At 75.6% G+C, this 17,310-nt stretch carries 2 protein-coding genes (1 of these 2 cut by a window edge); both read right to left on the bottom strand.

The window, feature by feature from the left end; all coding sequences use genetic code 11:
• Nucleotides 1-15,550, bottom strand: partial view of a non-ribosomal peptide synthetase gene (locus ABT023_RS24500; RefSeq protein WP_350888743.1) — the 5' portion only. It extends 8,324 nt beyond the left edge of the window; only the first 15,550 of its 23,874 coding nucleotides appear in the window; the start codon lies at nt 15,548-15,550; the stop codon falls past the left edge of the window.
• Nucleotides 15,547-17,310: methyltransferase (locus ABT023_RS24505; RefSeq protein WP_350888744.1), on the bottom strand; the 1,764-nt coding region annotated here is incomplete at its 5' end. The genes ABT023_RS24500 and ABT023_RS24505, both read right to left, overlap by 4 nt.

Consider the following 17,310-nt stretch of genomic DNA (forward strand, 5'->3'; position numbering starts at 1 on the left):
TCGTGCGCTCGAACAGCAGCGTCGGCGGCTGCTTGTCGCCGACCAGTTCCTCGACGGCCGCGACCATCTTGAGCACCTGCGCGGACTCGATGCCCAGCTCGAAGTAGCCCGCCCGGACGTCGAGGGACTCAGGGTCGCGCCCCACCTGGGCCGCGAACACCGCACGCAGCAACGCCTCGTCGGCGCTCGCGCCCATGCCCGCCGTCGTGGGCGCGACCGCACGCGGGCGGCCCGGCCGGTCGACCAGCTTGCTGGACAGGCCCACCAACTCGGCGACGAGCCCGCCCCGCTCGTCGTAGAACTCCACGCCGAGCGTGACCAGCTCCGGGCCACGGCGGATCGCGGCGGTGTCGACCCGGGCGAAGCAGCGCGCGGGCAGCGGGCCGGTGGCGCGGAACGACGCCACGTGCACCGGAAGGTACGGGCCGGGGCCGTCGGTCATCAGCAGGCCCGGTGCCACCGCGCCGGCCAGCAGCACCGCCGGGTCGAAGTCGGGAGTCCGAGCCCGGTCCACGGTCGGCGCGGTGAGCTCGGCGACGAGCGCCCCCGGGCACTCCCACACCTCGCCCTCGGCCCTGGCGGCACCGGTGTAGACCTGGCCCACGCCCTCGTCGGCGGCGTAGACGTCGGCCAGCGGGATCCGGCGGGTCGCCGAGGCCCGTACGACCGGAACGTCCAGCGCACCGTGGAGTCGTACCCGCTCGATGGTCATCTCGGCGGTGGCGTACGCGCCGCCGTCGTCGGCGACCGTGACGGTCCAGCCGCCGGGCTCGGCGGGCACGGCCTCGACGGACAACCGCACCGGGGCGTCGTCGGTGACCTCCAGCGGGCGGACGGCCGTCAGGTCGGACATCCGCAGGGTGCCCACGGCGTGCCCGTGAGCGGCGAAGACGCCGTAGACGAGGTCCACGTACGCCAGGGCGGGCATCAGCGCGCGGCCGTCCACCCGGTGACCCGCGACGTACGGGGTGTCCATGGACAGCACGGCCTCGCCACGGATCACCACCTCGTCCTGCGCCACTGGCTCGACCGGTGCGACCCCACGCCGTGGGCCCGACAGGTCCTCGGCGGCCTCCGGCAGCCAGCACCGGTCCCGCTCGAACGGATAGCCGGGCAGGGAGACGGGCCCGGGCGGTTCGGCGCCCCAGGCCGCCCGCCAGTCCACCGTCGCGCCGTGCACCCACGCGGCCGGGTCGGTCTCGCCCGCCCGCCTGCGGTCCGCGACGCCGGTGGACACCGGCGCACCGGCTCCACCAGCGGTGAGGTGGTCACGCAGAGCCCGGACCAGCCCGGGAACGTCGGTGAACTCCGTGGCCAGCCGGTGCGGCATGGGCTCCCGGCCGACCTGCAGGGTGTACGCCAGGGCGGCGGGGTCGGTGTCGCGCCCGGGGCCGTCGAGGAAGTCGGCCAACCGCCGGGTGACCTCCACCAGCCGCTCGGGGTTCCTGGCCGACAACACCGCCAGGTGCGACCGGCGCGGCGTGGGCGCGGGGCGCCGGGCGGGGACGTACTCCTGCAGGATCAGGTGGGCGTTGCTGCCGCCCGCGCCGAACGCGCTGACCCCGGCCAGCCGGGGCAGCTCACGTCCGTCCGGCCCGGTCCGCGCCCGCCAGTCGGCCCGCTCACGCTGCACGCGGAACGGGACCGAGTCGAAGTCGATGTTGGCGTTGAGCCGCTCGGCGTGCAGCGACGGCACGAGCGTGCGGTGCCGCAGTTGCAGCAGCACCTTGGTCACCGCGGCGATGCCCGCGGCCGACTCGGCGTGCCCGATGTTGGACTTGACCGAGCCGATCGGGACGATCCGGTCCGCCAGGTCGTCGTCGCCCGCGAAGGCCCGGGAGAGCCCGCTGATCTCCACCGGGTCACCGAGCGAGGTGCCGGTGCCGTGCGCCTCGATGTAGTCGATCTCGGAGGGGCGCACCCCCGCCCGGGCCAGCGCGTCCGCGACGAGCACCCCCTGCGAGCGCGGGTTGGGCACGCTGTAGCCCTTGCTCGCGCCGCCGTGGTTGACCGCTGAGCCGCGCACCACGGCCAGGATCCGGTCCCCGTCGGCCTCCGCCTGCGACAGCCGCTTGAGCAGCACGGCCCCGGACCCGTCGGCCGGGACGAACCCGTCGCCGTCAGCGCCGAAGCTGCGGCAGGCGCCGGAGGGGGCGAGGAACCCGCTGCGGGACAGTTGCAGGTACTTCACCGGGTGGCTGGTGATGTTCACGCCGCCCGCGATCGCGACCTCGCAGTCCCCGGTGCGGATGGCCTGACAGGCGAGGTGGATCGCCGCCAGGGACGACGAGCACATGGTGTCCAGGGCGATGCTGGGGCCGGTGAGCCCGTAGAAGTAGGAGACCCGGTTGGCTACGGCCGCGTACGAGGAGGAGGTGGCGATGCCACTGCGGTGCAGGGCCGCGTCGACGCCGTAGAGCTGGTAGTGGCCGTACATCATGCCGACGAAGACACCGGTACGCACCGCCGCCAGGTCGGCCCGGGTGCGGCCCGCGTCCTCCAGCAGGTGCCACACGGTCTCCAGGAAGATCCGCTCCTGCGGGTCGAGGTGACGAGCCTCGACCGGGGACATCCGGAAGAACATCGGGTCGAACTTGTCGGCGTCGCGCATGAAGCCGCCGGTGCGGGTCGCGGTCCTGCCCGGGGTGCCGGGCGTCGGGTCGTACCAGCGGTCGTGTTCCCAGCGGTCGACGGGCACGTCCTCGACGCAGTCGCGGCCCGCGCGGAGGTTCTCCCAGAACTCCCACAGGTCATCGGCCTGCGGGTAGCGGCCCGCCACGCCGATGATCGCGATGTCCTCGTCCGCCCGCTCCGCCCGCTCCGTCCGCTCCGTCCGCTCCGTCTGCCGCAGCTCGGCGACCGCCGTGGTCACCGTCGCCGGGGTCCCCGGCGTCGCGTTGCCCTCCGGCTGGTCGCCGGGCGGGGTTTCGGCGTCGCCGGCGAGGGCGGCGCGCAGCACGGCGGCATGGTCGGTGACGAGGTACTGCGCCAGCTCGGCCAGGGTCAGGTACTCGAAGAACAGCGTCTTCGACAGCGGACCGAAGTGCTTCTCCAGCGCGGCGGTCGCGCTCATCACGATCAGCGAGTCGACGCCGTAGGCGTGGAAGTCCTCCTCGGGGTCGATCTCCGCGACGGGCATCTTCAGCTGCTCGGACAGCACCTCGGCGAGGAGTTCCTCGGCCCGACCGCGCAGGTCGCCCGCGTCCGCGCGCGGGGGTGCCTCGGCCGGGCGGACGGCCCGCGGGGGTGCCTCGGCCGGGCGGACGGCCGGCCGAGGCGCGGCGGCGATCCCGCCCAGGCCCACGGCGATCCGGTCGGCGTCGCCGGGGGCCAGCAGCACCGACGGCGCGTCGCCCGCCAGCGCGCGGGCGAGCGCGGCCATGGCGGGCCGGGTGCGCACCGGCCGCATGCCGAACAGTTCGGTCATCTTGGCCGCCACGGCCGGGTCGGCGGTCACGCCGCCGTCCGTCCACAGGGGCCACTGCACCGACAGGCTGACGCCGCAGCGCTCCCCCGCCGCGACCTGCTCGGCCCGGCGGGCCATCAGCCGGTCGAGATAGCCGCTCGCGGTGGCGTGGTCGGCCTGGCCGACGTTGCCGAACGCGGCGGCGGTCGAGGAGTAGGCCACGAAGTAGCGCAGCGGATCGTGCCGGGTGGCCAGGTCCAGCCAGGCCGCACCGAGGACCTTCGGCCGGAGCACGGCGTCGGCCTCCGCGCGGCTCTTGCGCAGCAGGAACGAGTCGCGCAGCGTCCCCGCCAGGTGTGCGACGCCCACCAGCTCACCCGCCCGCCGGGCCTGGTCGACCGCCGACCACGCGCCGTCGCGGGTGGCCAGGTCGGCGCGGACGAACCGGACGTCGGCGCCGTGCCCGCGCAGCCGGTCGAGCGCGGCGGGATCGGGTTCGGTACGCCCGGCCAGCACCACGGTGGCCTCCGGGTTGCGCTCGACCAGCCAGGCGGCGAAGGCCAGGCCGAGTGCGCCCGCCCCGCCGGTCACCAGGTGCACGCCGGGGCCGCCGGTGACGGCTTCCGGGTCCTCGGGCAGTTCGACGCGCTGCCAGGCGCGGACCATCCGCCCGCCCGACTCGACCATGACCTCGGCGGGTCCACCGCTGGTCAGCTCGCCGGCCAGCACCGTCGCGGCGTCCAGCCCCGCGTGGCCGACCACACGCATGGCCAGCTCCGGGTACTCCCAGCTCAGGGACCGGGCGAAGCCCGCCATGGCGCCGTGCAGCTCCGGTTGGTCGCCGGTCCGGTCGTAGAGGTACAGCCAACGTGCGCTACCCCGGCGCGCGGACACCCACGCCGCGGCCAACTCCCGCGCGAGGTGGAAACCGTCGTCCAGCGAGCCCTCCAGGTCGGACCGGGCGGGCGGGGTCTGCACCAGCGACACCGGCGCCGGCGCGTCGGCCAGCCGCGCCACCAACTCGGCGACCGACTCGCCGGGGCGGCGGGTGACCACGGTGGCCGGGGTCACGGCGGCCACCAGCGCCGGCCCGGCGTCACCGAGGAACACCACGGTGGCCGGGGCGGGCACGGGTTCGTCGGTGGCGGGCCGCCAGGAGGGCACGAAGGCGACCGGCTCGTCGGTGTCGGCCGACACCCGGGCGCGCAGCGCGAACCCGTCGACGCGGCACACCACGGTGCCGTCCCGGTCGGTCATCGTCAGGTCGAACACCTGCACGCCCGCGCCGGAGCGCACCCGGACCGCGTGCACCAGGCAGGTGTCCGGCAGCTCGCCGAGCAGACGCACCTCGTCGATCGAGAACGGCAGGTAGGGCACCGACCGCCCGTCCGCCCCCCGCGCGGCGGCGGTGTCCACGATCCAGCCGACGACCTGCAGCGCGCCGTCGAGCAGCGCGGGCTCGAACCGGTACTCGGCGGTGTCGGCGCGCCGGGGCTCGGGCAGCACCAGCGTGGCCAGCGCCTCGTCGGCGCCGTGCCGGACCTCCTCGACCGCGCGCAGGCTCGGTCCGTAGTCGAAGCCCAGCGCGGTCACCCGGTCGTAGCACTCCTCGCGGGTCCGCACGGTCACGCACCGCCCGCGCACGGCGGCCACGTCGAGCTGTGGCGCCGGGGCGGGGTCGCCGAAGCTCAGCACGCCGCTCGCGTGACGGACCAGTCCCGCCTCAGCCGGCCCGTCCCCGATCGACACCACCTCGAACCGGGCCCCGTCCGGGGTCCGCTCGCCCAGCCGGACCCGCAGCCGCAGGCCGTTCGGGCCGGGCCGGACGGGGAGACCCCACACCAGGCCACCGACCACGCGCACCGGCCGCTGCCCGGCGAGTTCGCCCGCCAGCCTGGCGAGCTCGAGGTGGACGACGCCGGGCAGCACCAGCTCCCCGCCGACCACATGGTCGGCGAGGTAGAACTCGCCCGGGGTGAGGTGCTTCTCGAACGCCAGCCCCTCCAGCGTGGAGACGTTGGCGTCGAGCAGGGTCGGGTGCAGGCGTCCCCGGGTGGCGGTGGCCGCCGGGGCAACCGCGTCCACCCAGTACCGGGTGCGCTCGAACGGGTAGGTGGGCAACGGCACCCGCCGCCCGCCGTCCGCGCAGGTCAGGTCGGCCCGGTCGCCCGCCACCCAACGCCGGGCCCGGTCGAGCAGGGCGTCCGGACCGGCGTCGGACCGGGCGGGCGCCGAACCTGGGCTCCGGCCGCGCTTGCCCGCCCGGCCGCGCAGCACCGCGTCGGTACCGCCGCCCCCGGCGAGGACGCGCAGGGCCGCGACCAGCTCCGCGCGGTCCTTGGCCACGACGACCGCCCGCTCGGCCAGTTCCTCGCGCCCGACCAGCAGGGTGTGCGCGACGTCGACCAGCCGCACCACGACGCCGTCACCGTCCAGGTACGCGGCGAGCGCCCCCGCCTGCTCGGCCAGCGCGGTCGCGGTACGCGCGGACAGCGGGAACGCCAGCGGCCCCGCAACGGCGACCTCCGGTGCGTCACGCAGGGGCGGCTCCTCGACCACCAGGTGGGCGTTGGCGCCACCGACGCCGAACGAGCTGAGCCCGGCGATCCGGGGGCGGTCGGTGCGGCGCGGCCACGGGGTCGCCTCGTCGACCACCCGGAACGGCCCGCCGTCGAGCTCCAGGTACGGATTCTGGTCGGTGTAGTGCAGGTTCGCCGGCAGCAGGCCGTGGCGCATGGCCAGCGCGACCTTGAACAGGCCGGCGATGCCCGCCGCGGTCTCCAGGTGACCGATGTTCGACTTGACCGACCCGATCCCGCAGAACCGCCCCGCGGGCAGCGCCGTGCCGCGCCGCCGGGCGAGTTCCTCGAACGCCGCGCGCATGCCGGACACCTCGACCGGATCGCCGAGCTCGGTGCCGGTGCCGTGCGCCTCCAGGTAGTCCACGTCGGCGGGGTCGACCCCGGCGGACGTGTACGCCTCGGCCATCAGGGCGGCCTGGGCGTCGGGGTTCGGCGCGGTCAGCGACGAGCTGAGACCGCCGTGGTTGATCGCGATGCCCCTGATCACCGCGTGGATGACGTCGCCGGCCCGCTCGGCCTCGGCGCGATCGCGCAGCACCACCACGCCGACGCCCTCACCGCGCACGTAGCCGTCCGCCGAGCTGTCGAAGGTCTTGCACCGGCCGTCCTCGCTGAGCACGTGACCGTCGGCCATCGCCAGGTACACCTCCGGCGACAGCAGCAGGTTCACCCCACCCGCGATCGCCAGGTCGCAGGCACCGGTGCGCAGCGCCGCGACGGCCTGGGCGACCGCGGTCAGCGAGCTCGAACAGGCGGTGTCCAGCGCCACGCTCGGGCCCCGGAAGTCGAAGAAGTAGGACACCCGGTTGGGCACGATCGACTGGGCCGCGCCGGTCGCGGCGTGACCCTCGTGGTGGCGGCCACCGTCCCGCTGCACCTGCGCGTACTCGACGTTGGACACCCCGAGGAAAACGCCGACGCGCGACCCGGCGAGGTCCGACGGCCGCAGCCCGGCGTCCTCCAGGGCGGTCCACACCGCCTCCAGCGCCAGGCGCTGCTGCGGGTCCATCAGCTCGGCCTCGCGCGGGGAGATCGCGAAGAACGCCGCGTCGAACCGGTCGACGCCGTCGAGGTAGCCGCCCCAGCGGGCGACCCGGCCGACGCGGTCGCCGTGCTCGCGGCCCAGCGCCCGCCAGTCCCACCGTTCGATGGGCGTCTCGGTGACCAGGTCGTCCCCGGCGACCAGGTGCCGCCAGAACGCGTCCAGGTCGAGTGAGCCGGGCAGCCGTCCGGCCATGCCGATGACGGCCGTCTCCCCGGTGCGCGCCGCGACCGGGACGGGCTCGGCCCGCGTGCCCGCCGGCTCGGCGGTCGTCGAGGCGAAGACCTCGGGGTGGGTGGCCAGCAGGTGGTCGGCGACCGCCCGCGCGGTCGGGTACTTGAAGAACACCGGGGGTGCGACCTCCACCCCCCACCTCCGCCGGATCCGCACGCTCAGCTCCGTCAGGCGCACCGAGTCCACCCCCAGCACACCGAACCGGTCGGTCTCGTCGACGTCGTCCGGCGCCGCGCCGATCAGGTCGGCGACCACGCCCGCGAGCTCCGCGGCGAGACCGTCGGCGGCCCCGTCCGCCTTGACCACCGCTGCCGGGGCCCGCCGCTCACGGTGCGCGCGTTCGGGGCGCTCGGCCGCCAACCGGGCGCGATCGATCTTGTCGTTGGGGGTCTTGGGCAGCTCGGGCAGCTCGATCAGCTCGTCCGGGACCATGTAGTCCGGCAGCAGGCGCCCCAGGTCGAGGCGGTCGGGACGCGGGCCGCCCGGCGCCGGGGTGTAGAAGCAGCGCAGCACCGCCGCCCCGGCACCGGTCCGCGCCAGCACGACCGCCGCGTCGGCGACCCCCGGCAGCTCCCGGGCGGCCTGCTCGATCTCGCCGGGCTCCACCCGGTGACCGCGGATCTTGACCTGGGCATCGATGCGCCCCAGGTACTCGAGCGCCCCGCCCGCCGTGCGGCGCACCAGGTCCCCGGTGCGGTAGAGCAGCGGCGACGCCTCCGGGTCGACCGGGTTCGGCACGAACCGCGCTGCGGTGAGCTCGGGCTGGCCGAGGTAGCCGTTGGCCAGCCCGGCGCCACCGATGTGCAGCTCGGCAGGCACCGAGGCGGGCACCGGTCGCCCGGCGCCGTCCAGCAGGTGGAACACGGTGTTGGCGATGGGGTGACCCAGGGTGATCGGTCCTTCGTCGCGGACCCGCGCCACCGACGACCAGATGGTGGTCTCGGTGGGGCCGTAGAGGTTCCACACCTCGCCGACCCGGGCCAGCAGCGCGCGGGCGGTCTCCCGGTCGAGCGCCTCGCCGCCGCAGAACGCGCGCAGGCCACGCCCACCGGTCCACCCGGCGGCGACCAGCATGCGCCAGGTCGCCGGGGTCGCCTGCATGACGGTGGCGGCGCTGGCCTCCAGCACCCGCCGCAACGCGATGCCGTCCCGGGTCGCGGCCGCGGGCACGACCTCGACGCTGCCGCCGGCGACCAGCGGCAGGAACAGCTCCAGGCCCGCGATGTCGAACGAGACGGTGGTGACCGCGAGAATGCGGTCACGCTCGGTGAAACCGGGCTCGTGCGCCATCGACCACAGCAGGTTGACGAGCGCCCGGTGCCCGACCCGCACGCCCTTGGGGCGACCGGTGGAGCCGGAGGTGTAGATGACGTAGGCGTCCTCGGTCGGGCTCGGGCCCTCACCGCCGGCGGCCTCCGCGTCGTCCACCGCCTGCGCACCCTCGGCCCATCCCGGGTCGAGCCACAGCGCGGGCGCGTCCACCGCCCTCGCGGCCTCGCCCAGCTCCCGCTGGGTGACGACCAGCGCGACGGCGGCGTCGCTGGTCATGTACCGCACCCGCTCCGCCGGGTACGCGGGATCCAGCGGCACGTAGGCGGCGCCGGAGGCGAGCACCCCCAGCAGCGCCACCACCAGGTCCGGCGACCGGTCGACCAGCACCCCGACGGTACGGCCAGGGCGCGCGCCGCGCTCGCGCAGCAACCCGGCGAGCGCGCGCACCCGGGTGATCAGCTCCCGGTACGTCAGCTCCTGCCCCCGGCACACCACGGCGGTCCGGCCCGGGTGGCGCCGCGCCTGCTCGGCGACCAGGTCGACCACCGTACGCCCGCTCGGGTAGTCGCGCCGCGACGCCGCCTGTTCCCTGGCCACCAGCTCCCGCTCGGCCGGGGTACGCGGATCCAGCTCGGCCAACGGCCGGTCCGGCTCGGCCACCCCCTCGGCCAGCAGCAACCGGAACCGCTCGGCGAACCCGTCCACCGTGGCCCTGTCGAACAGCCGGGGGTCGTACTTCATCGTCAGCTTGCAGCCCGCCGCCAGCTCGACCACGTCGGCGGTCAGCTCGAACTCGCCCTCCTGGTGCACGCCGTCGACCAGCCCACGCACCAGGGTCGGGCCGGGGCGCTCGGCGACCCAGTTCTGGAAGTAGAAGGCGTTGCTGACCAACGGCCCGCCCAGTTCCTCGGCGACCCGGATGAACGGGTAGTCACCGTGCTCCACCGCGTCGAGGACCTCTGCCCGGACCCGCCGCAGCAGCGTGCCGAAGGTGTCCTCGGGGCGCGGCTCGACGCTGATCGCGACGAGGTTGACGAAGTAGCCGACGGTGCGCGCGAAACGGCCCTCCGGCCGCCCGGCGACCGGGGTGCCGACGGTGATCCGCCGCTGCTCACAGTGCCGGTCGAGCATCGCGACGTAGGCGGTGAACACGACCGCGAACAGCGACACACCGGCGGTGGCGGCGTACCGCTTGGCCGCCACGACCAGGTCGGCGTCGAGGACGAGTTCGGTGCTGGCGCCGTCGAAGGACGGGACCTGCCGGCGGGGCCGGTCGGTGGGCAGCCGGACCGGCTCGGCGCCGGCCAGCCGCCCGAGCCAGAACTCGCGCAGCCGGGCCCCGCGCGGACCCGCCAGCATCGACCGCTGCCAGTCCACGAAGTCCCGGTAATCGGCCGCGCGCCGCGGTTGCGGAACCGGACGGCGGTCGCGCACCGCCAGGTACGCCTCGGTGAGCTCCTCGAGGAACACCGCGATGGACGTCCCGTCGAACACCCCGTGGTGCAGGGTGATCAGCAGCGCGTGCCGGCCGTCGGGAACGGTGTGCACCTCGGCCCGCACCAGCGGCCCCGCGCTCAGGTCGAACGGGCGACGGACCCGGGCCCGCAACCGCTCGGCCAGCGCGTCCGCCTCGGCGGCGGGCACCCGCTCGTGGCTGAACTCGAGTTCGACCCGCGGGTGCACGACCTGCACCGGGGTGCCGTCCTGGTCAACGAGGGTGGTGCGCAGGGCCGGATGCCGGGCGACGAGCGTCTCCAGCGCGGTGCGCAGGGCGGCGATGTCGGTGTCCGCGTCGAGCCACAGGGCCACCGGCAGGTTGTAGGCGGAGTTGCCCGGGGCGGTCTGCTCGATCACCCACAGCGCCCGCTGCCCCTCGGACACCGGGTGGCGCTCGACCTCCCCCGCCTCGGCGGGCGGCACCTCGACCGGAACTGCGGGCCGCTCGACCGCGACGACCCCCGTCGTGGCGGGCGGCACCTCGGCCGGAACGGCCGCCCATTTCGCCGCGACGACGCCCGTCGTGGCGAGCGGCGCCTCGGCCGGCGCGGCGGGCCGCTCGACCGCGACGATGCCCGTCGTGGCGAGATGGGCGGCCAGGGAACGCAGCGTGGGGTGTTCGAGGATGTCGACCAGGCGCACGTCCGCGCCGTAGGTCTCGGCGATGCCGGTCACGATCTGCATGCCGGTCAGCGAGTCGAAGCCGTACTCGGCCAGCGGTCGGTCCGGGTCGATGCGCTCGTCCAGCTTGAGCGTTCGCTCGACCAGGTCGCGCAGCTCCGCCGGCACACCGTCGGTGCGCACCGTGGCGGGGGTCCGGGTCCGCCGCGTCGATACCGCCGCGGGGACCTGCTCGCCGCCCGCCTCGGCGACCAGCACGGTCTGTCCGAGATCCGCGCCGCCGGAGAGCACGGCGACCTCGGTGAACCCGGCCTCGCGCAGCAACCGCGCCCAGGTGGCCGGCTCGCCCAGCGGCGAGTCCGGAATGCGCAGCTCGGCGTCGCGGAAGGACCACCAGCCGTCGAGCACCCCGCCCGCGACGGTGACCGAGGCGCGCACCGTGGTCAGCTCGTTGAGCACGAACCACCCGCCGGGGCGCAGCAGCGACCGCACCGAGCGCAACGTCTCGACCAGGTCCGGGGTCGCGTGCACGACGTTGGTCGCGATCACCACGTCGTGACCGCCCGGGACGAAACCCTGCGCTGCGGCGTCAGAGCGCAGGTCGAGGATCCGGAAACGGACGTACGGGCGGTCGGCCCCGAGCCGGTGCCGGCCGTGCTCCAGGAACCGCGGGGACACGTCGGTGTACGCGTACTCGACCAGGTGGGCGTCGGCGTCCAGGACGGGCAGCACTCGTTCGGTGGTCGCCCCGGTCCCCGCGCCCAGCTCGACGATCGAGACGCGCTCGCCCTCGGCCAGCTCGGACACCCGGGCCCGCACCCGCTCAGCGACCGCGCCGCGCACCAGATCGTTGTAGTGGTCGGTGACCGGGTTGCCCTGGTAGAAGCCGACGGCCAGGTCGAGCGAGGCGTTCGGGAACAGGATCTCCGTCGCGTTGGCCCGCCCGCACAGCACCTCGGGATAGGCGGCGAGGAACCGCTGGACCGGCAGGATCGTGGACGCGACCTCCGGGTACGCGGCCCGTAGCCGGTCGAACTCGGCGTCGAGCCGGGCGCCGTCCCACTCCCGGGCGGTGGTCTCGAAGGAGGGCAGCGCCCGCACCGAAGCGCCCTCCTCGACCAGGTGACCGGCCCGCACCAGGATCGTGATCAGGGCGGCGAAGTGCCGGGTGTGGGCGGCCACGACCCCGAGCTCGGCCGCGATGCCCGCGCGGTCGACCCGGTCGCCCCGGGTGAACGCGCCCATCCGCCGCAGCGCCACGACCAGGCCCCGGGCGACGAGGGGTTCCAACTCGCCGTACGCGTCGATCACCCGGCCGGTGCCCGCCCGGTCGCGCGGCGCGGCGTCGAGCCGGTCGCGGACCGCCGCCAGCCCGCTTCCGGCGGGGGCGTCGGCGAGCGCGGCCAGCGCCGGTGGTTCCGCCCTGATCACCATGACCTGCGGCTCGGCCCCGGCCAGCACGCCGGGAAGCGCGGCGAGCCCCTCCGCCGGGCTGAGCTCACCGATGCCCAGCGCCCGGAAGATCGCGGGCAGGCTGGGCCGGGCACCGGACCCGACGGCACCCCAGTAGCCCCAGTTCACGACCCGCACCGGGTAGGGGCGAACGGCGTCGAGGTACCTGCCCAACGCGTCCTGACACGCCGACGCCGCGGTGTAGGCGCTGTTGCCGGAGCTGGACCCGAACGACCCCGCCGAGGAGAACAGCGCGACGAAGTCCGGGCGGTACCTGCTGACCGCGGCGTCCACGGCGAGGGTGCCGTCGACCTTGGCGGCCAACGCCGCCCGGAACTCGGCGCCGGTCAGCTCACCGATCGGCCGGTCGTCGAAGGTCATCGCGGAGTGGAACACCCCGTGCACGGCACCGAACCGCTCCACGGTCCACGCGATCGCGGCCCGCACCGCGTCGGTGTCGGCGACGTCGACCCGCTGGTGCACCACGTCACCGCCAAGGCCCCGGGCCCGCTCGATCTCGGCCCGGTGGCCGGCGCCCGGCTCGTTGCGGCTGAGCCAGACGACGGTGGCCCGGTACCGCTCGGCGAGGTGGCGGGTCAGCTCGACACCGATGCCCCCGGTCCCGCCGACGATCACGTACACCCCGCCCTCGCGGTAGCGCAGCGCGGCGCCGGCGGGCACCGGGACCAGGGCGCGCGCGTGCCGTCGACCCCCGCGTACGACGACGACCCGGCCCCGGGGGTGCGCGGGCTCGCCGAGGATCGCGGCGATCCGGTCGGCGATGGGATCCTGCCTGGTCAGGTCCACGCAGGACACGCCGGTGCCGGGGAACTCGGCCGAGGCGACCTGGGCCAGCCCGTGCAGTGCCGCCGCCACCGGGTTGTCGCCGGGGGCGCCCGCGACCGGGTACACGTCCGAGGTCACCACCCGCAGCGCGCGTGCCCGCACCCGGGTCAGCACGTCGAACAGCGAGGCGGCGCCGATGGTCAGGTCGTCCGCGACGGGCGTGCCCGCACCGGCGCGTACACCGCCGAGATGGATCACCGTGTCCACCTCGCGGGGCAGGCCGGCCGGCGCGGCAACCCCGTCGAGCCACTCGACGCGCACGTCGCCGACGGCCGTGGCGAGGGCGGCGGTCAGATCCCGCGACGCCTCGGTGGCCAGGACGAGCACCGGGCCGGTGGGCCGCACCGCCCCGCGCACCGGGCCCGCGGGCTGCCAACGGGGCGCGAACCGGCCGGGCGTGTCCCCTGGTTCCACGCCCCGGTCGACCGGGGTGGACCGGGCCGGCTCGGGGATCCAGAACCGCCGGCGCGCGAACGGGTAGGCGGGCAACGCGATCCGGCGCGGCGCCCGGCACCCCTCGGGGCGATCGGTCAGGCGCGACCAGTCCACGGCGCAGCCGCCGGCCCAGAGGGCCCCCAACGCGTGCAGGTCGCCGTCGGCCAACGCGCGCCGCACCTCGGTGTCCGTCCCGGCGTGCCCGGGGTCACGCAGCCGCTCGCCCGCGTCACCGAGCCAGTGCGGGCAGGTGGGTTCCTGGTTGTCGGCGACCGCGCGCAGTGCCCGGTGCAGCGCGTCGGTGTCCGCGACGACGAGGGCCAGCCGGGCGTCCATCGGCGAGCGGCCGACCCGGAGGGTGTGGGCGATGTCGGCCAGCTCGACGTCGGCGCGCGGCACGACGGCTCCGTTGCGCGCGGCACGCCCGGCCAGGGTGCCGGCGGTGGTGCCGGCGGGGAGGGTCGCGGGCAGCTTCAGGTGATCGGCCAGCAGGTGGCGCAGCCGCGGCCACTCGGCGGAGCCCAGCCCGTAGTCGCGCAGCTCGACGCCCGGATCGACATCCCCGGGTTCGACGCCGAGCACCTCGGCCACCGCGGCCACGCAGGTGCCCACCGCCGCGCCGTCGACGGCCGGGGTGCGGTGCTCGCCGTCGTCGAGGAAGTCCGCGAGCCTGCCCGCGGCCACCCGCAACCGCTCCTCGGTACGCGCGGACAGCACCACCAACTGGGGCGTACGCGCCGGGGGAGCCGCATCCGCCGTTCGGTCGACGTACTCGGTCACGACGAGGTGGGCGTTGGCGCCGCCCCCGCCGAAGGAACTGACTCCCGCCACCCGGGGCCGTACGACACCGTCGACCACCGGCGACGGCCACGGCTCCGCGTGCGGGGGGATGCGGAACGGCGTGTCGCCCAGGTCGATCTCCGGGTTGAGCGGCTCGGCGTGCGGCGACGGTGCGATCATGCCGTGCCGGAACTGGAGCAGCACCTTGGTGAGCGCGGCGATGCCCGCCGCCGACTCCAGGTGGCCGATGGTCGACTTGACCGAGCCGAGTACGCAACTGCCCTGGGGCAGCCCGCCGAACACCCGGCGCAGCCCGGCGATCTCGAGCGGGTCGCCCAGCGGGGTGCCGGTGCCGTGGGCCTCGACGTAGCCGACCTCGGCCGGGTCCACGCCGGCGCGGCGCAGCGCCTCGACGATCACCTCGGCCTGGCTGTTCGGGTTCGGCACGGTGTAGCCGCTCGTGCGACCGCCCGCGTTCAGCGCCGAGCCGCGGATAACCCCGAGCACCCGGTCGCCGTCGGCGACCGCGGCGGCCAGCGGCTTCAGCACGACCGCGCCGACGCCCTCGCCGTCGACGAAGCCGTCCGCGCCCGCGCCGAACGCCCGGTTCCGCCGCCCCTGGGAGATCATCTGCCGGTCGGACAGGTGCCACAGGTGCGCCGGGTGCAGGATGAGGTTGACCCCGCCCGCGATGGCCATCGCCGACTCGCCGCTGTTGAGGCTCTGCACGGCGAGGTGGATCGCGGTCAGCGACGACGAGCAGGCGGTGTCCACGGTCATGCTCGGCCCGTGCAGGTCCAGCGTGTAGGACAGGCGGTTGGCCACCGACCAGTGGTTGGACCGGGCGTGGGTGGGCACCCCGCGGGCCTCGGCCGCGCCACCGATCCACTCGTAGTCGTTGTTCATCACCCCGGCGAACACCCCGACCGGGTCGTTGCCGCCCAGGGACCGCGGCGCGTAGCCCGCGTCCTCCACCGCGGCCCATCCGATCTCCAGGAACAGCCGTTCCTGCGGGTCCAGGTCCTCGGCGTCGCTCGGCGAGATCTGGAACAGCAGCGGATCGAACTTGTCGACGTCGTCGAGGAAGCCGGCCCACTTGCTGTAGCTGCGGCCCGGCCCGCCCGCCGGGTCGAAGTGCGCGTCGGCGGGCCAACGGTCGGCGGGCACCTCGCGCACGCAGTCCCGCCCGGTGCGCAGGTTGCGCCAGAACTGGTCGACGGTGCCCGCCAGCGGGTACCGACCGGCGACGCCGATGATCGCGATCTCGGTCTCCGGCGCGGCGACCACGCCCAGGCCGGCCAGGATCCGTGCGAGCAGCTCGCGGCGGTCGGCCGGGGCGTCACCGAGGTGGGCGCCGGTGTCGGGCCCGGACGGCACGATCATGCGCTATCGCCCTTCGCGTTGGTCGTGGTTGCGAGACCGCCCAGCAGCGTGAGCATCCGGTCCACCTCGGCGTCGGACAGCCCGGCCACCACGGCGCGGAGCGAGCCGCGCGCCGGGGGGCGGGGCGCGGCGGTCCGGGTGGCGGGCCCGTCGGACGAGGGGGTGGGCCGGTGCTGGGCGGGAATGGGGTGGGTGGGGCTGGGCTCGGCGGACGGAGCCGGGCTCGGGTCGGGGTCGACCTCCCGGCTGCCCCGCAGGGTGTGCAGGTGATCGGCGAGCCGACCGATGGTGGTGTGTTCGAACAGCAACGTGGCGGGCAGCGGGCCGAAGTCGGCCTCCAGAGCCCGGGTCAGCTCCAGGGCCACCAGGGAATCCACCCCGTAGTCGCCGAACACCGCGTCCCGGGCGAGCCGGTCCGGCGGGAGTTCCAGCACCCGCGCGAACACCGCGCTCACCTGCCGCTCAGTCGTCTCCCGGGACGTGTCGGCCGCAGTCGTGGGCGGCCGGGACGCCCCGGCGGTCTCGGTGCGGGCCGGTCCGGCGTGCCCGGTGCGGCGCACGCGCAGCCCGTCCGCCCGGCCGAGCAGCAGGCGCTGATCGGCGGGTTCGACCGGCAGGGCCAGCTCGGCGGCCGAGGTGAACCCGGCCACGGTCAGCGCGTCCAACCAGCGGGGCGCGCTCAGCACCGGGGTGGGTGGCAACCGCAGCGCGGTGTCCTCGGCCAACCACCAGCCGCGGGTCAGGCCGAAGATCAGGGTCAGGTAGGCCGCGGGACCGGTGCCCTCGTTCACCACGAGCAGGCCACCGGGCACCAGCAGATCCTTGATGTGGTCGAGGGTCGACTCGATCCGCCGCGTCGCGTGCAGCACGTTCGTGGCCAGCACCACGTCGTATCGGGCGTCGTCGGCGAAGCCCTGCTCCGCGGGCGGGCGCTCGATGTCGAGGACACGGAACTCGATCCCCGCCCGGTCGCCGAACTCCCGGCGGCCGTGCCGGATGAACGTGGACGACAGGTCGGTGTAGGTGTAGTGGACCCGGGCACCGAACGGCGCCAGCGCCGCGAGCACGATCCGGGTGGTGGCGCCGGTGCCCGCGCCCACCTCGAGGATGCGCACCGGGCCGTCGGCCGCTGCGGTCCGCAGCACCTCACCGAGCAGACGGTTGTACTGCTCCATCACCGGGTCCGACCGGTAGAACCGGGACACCAGGTCCGCCGAGCCCTCGGGGAAGAGCACGTCCATCCCGTCCCGGCGACCGGTGAGCACGTCGGAGAGCGCCCGCACGCACCGGCCCAGCAGCTCGGCGGCCGGGGCGACGCCCGGATGCGTGCCGGCCAGCGCGGCCACGGCCCGGCTCGGGTCGGCGACGACCGTGGTGACGTCCCCGGCCCGGACCCGGTCGGTCACCTCGACGTACCCGTCGGCGGCGCGCAGCATCCCCGCGCCGGCCAGCAGGTCGAGCGCGGCGTCGAACAGGGCGCGGTGCTCGGGTACGACGCCGACCTGGTCGGCGAGGGCACGCCGGTCGTGGCGGTGCCCGGGCGCGACGACGGCACCGAGGTCGCGCAGCACGCCGACCAGCAGCCGCGCGGCGAGGGCGTCGAGGGCGTCGGTGGCCCGCAGGTGCGCCGCGGCCGTGTCGGCCCGCTCCGGGTCGGGCGCGACGTGCGGCACCGGCAGCGGCGCCGCGTGGGCGTACCCGACCTGGTGCAGCGTGGGGGGGGGGGGGGGGCCCACGCCCACCCCGGCTCGCACACCCAC

Source organism: Micromonospora sp. NPDC002296 (genome assembly GCF_040296145.1).
Taxonomy (GTDB): Bacteria; Actinomycetota; Actinomycetes; order Mycobacteriales; family Micromonosporaceae; genus Micromonospora.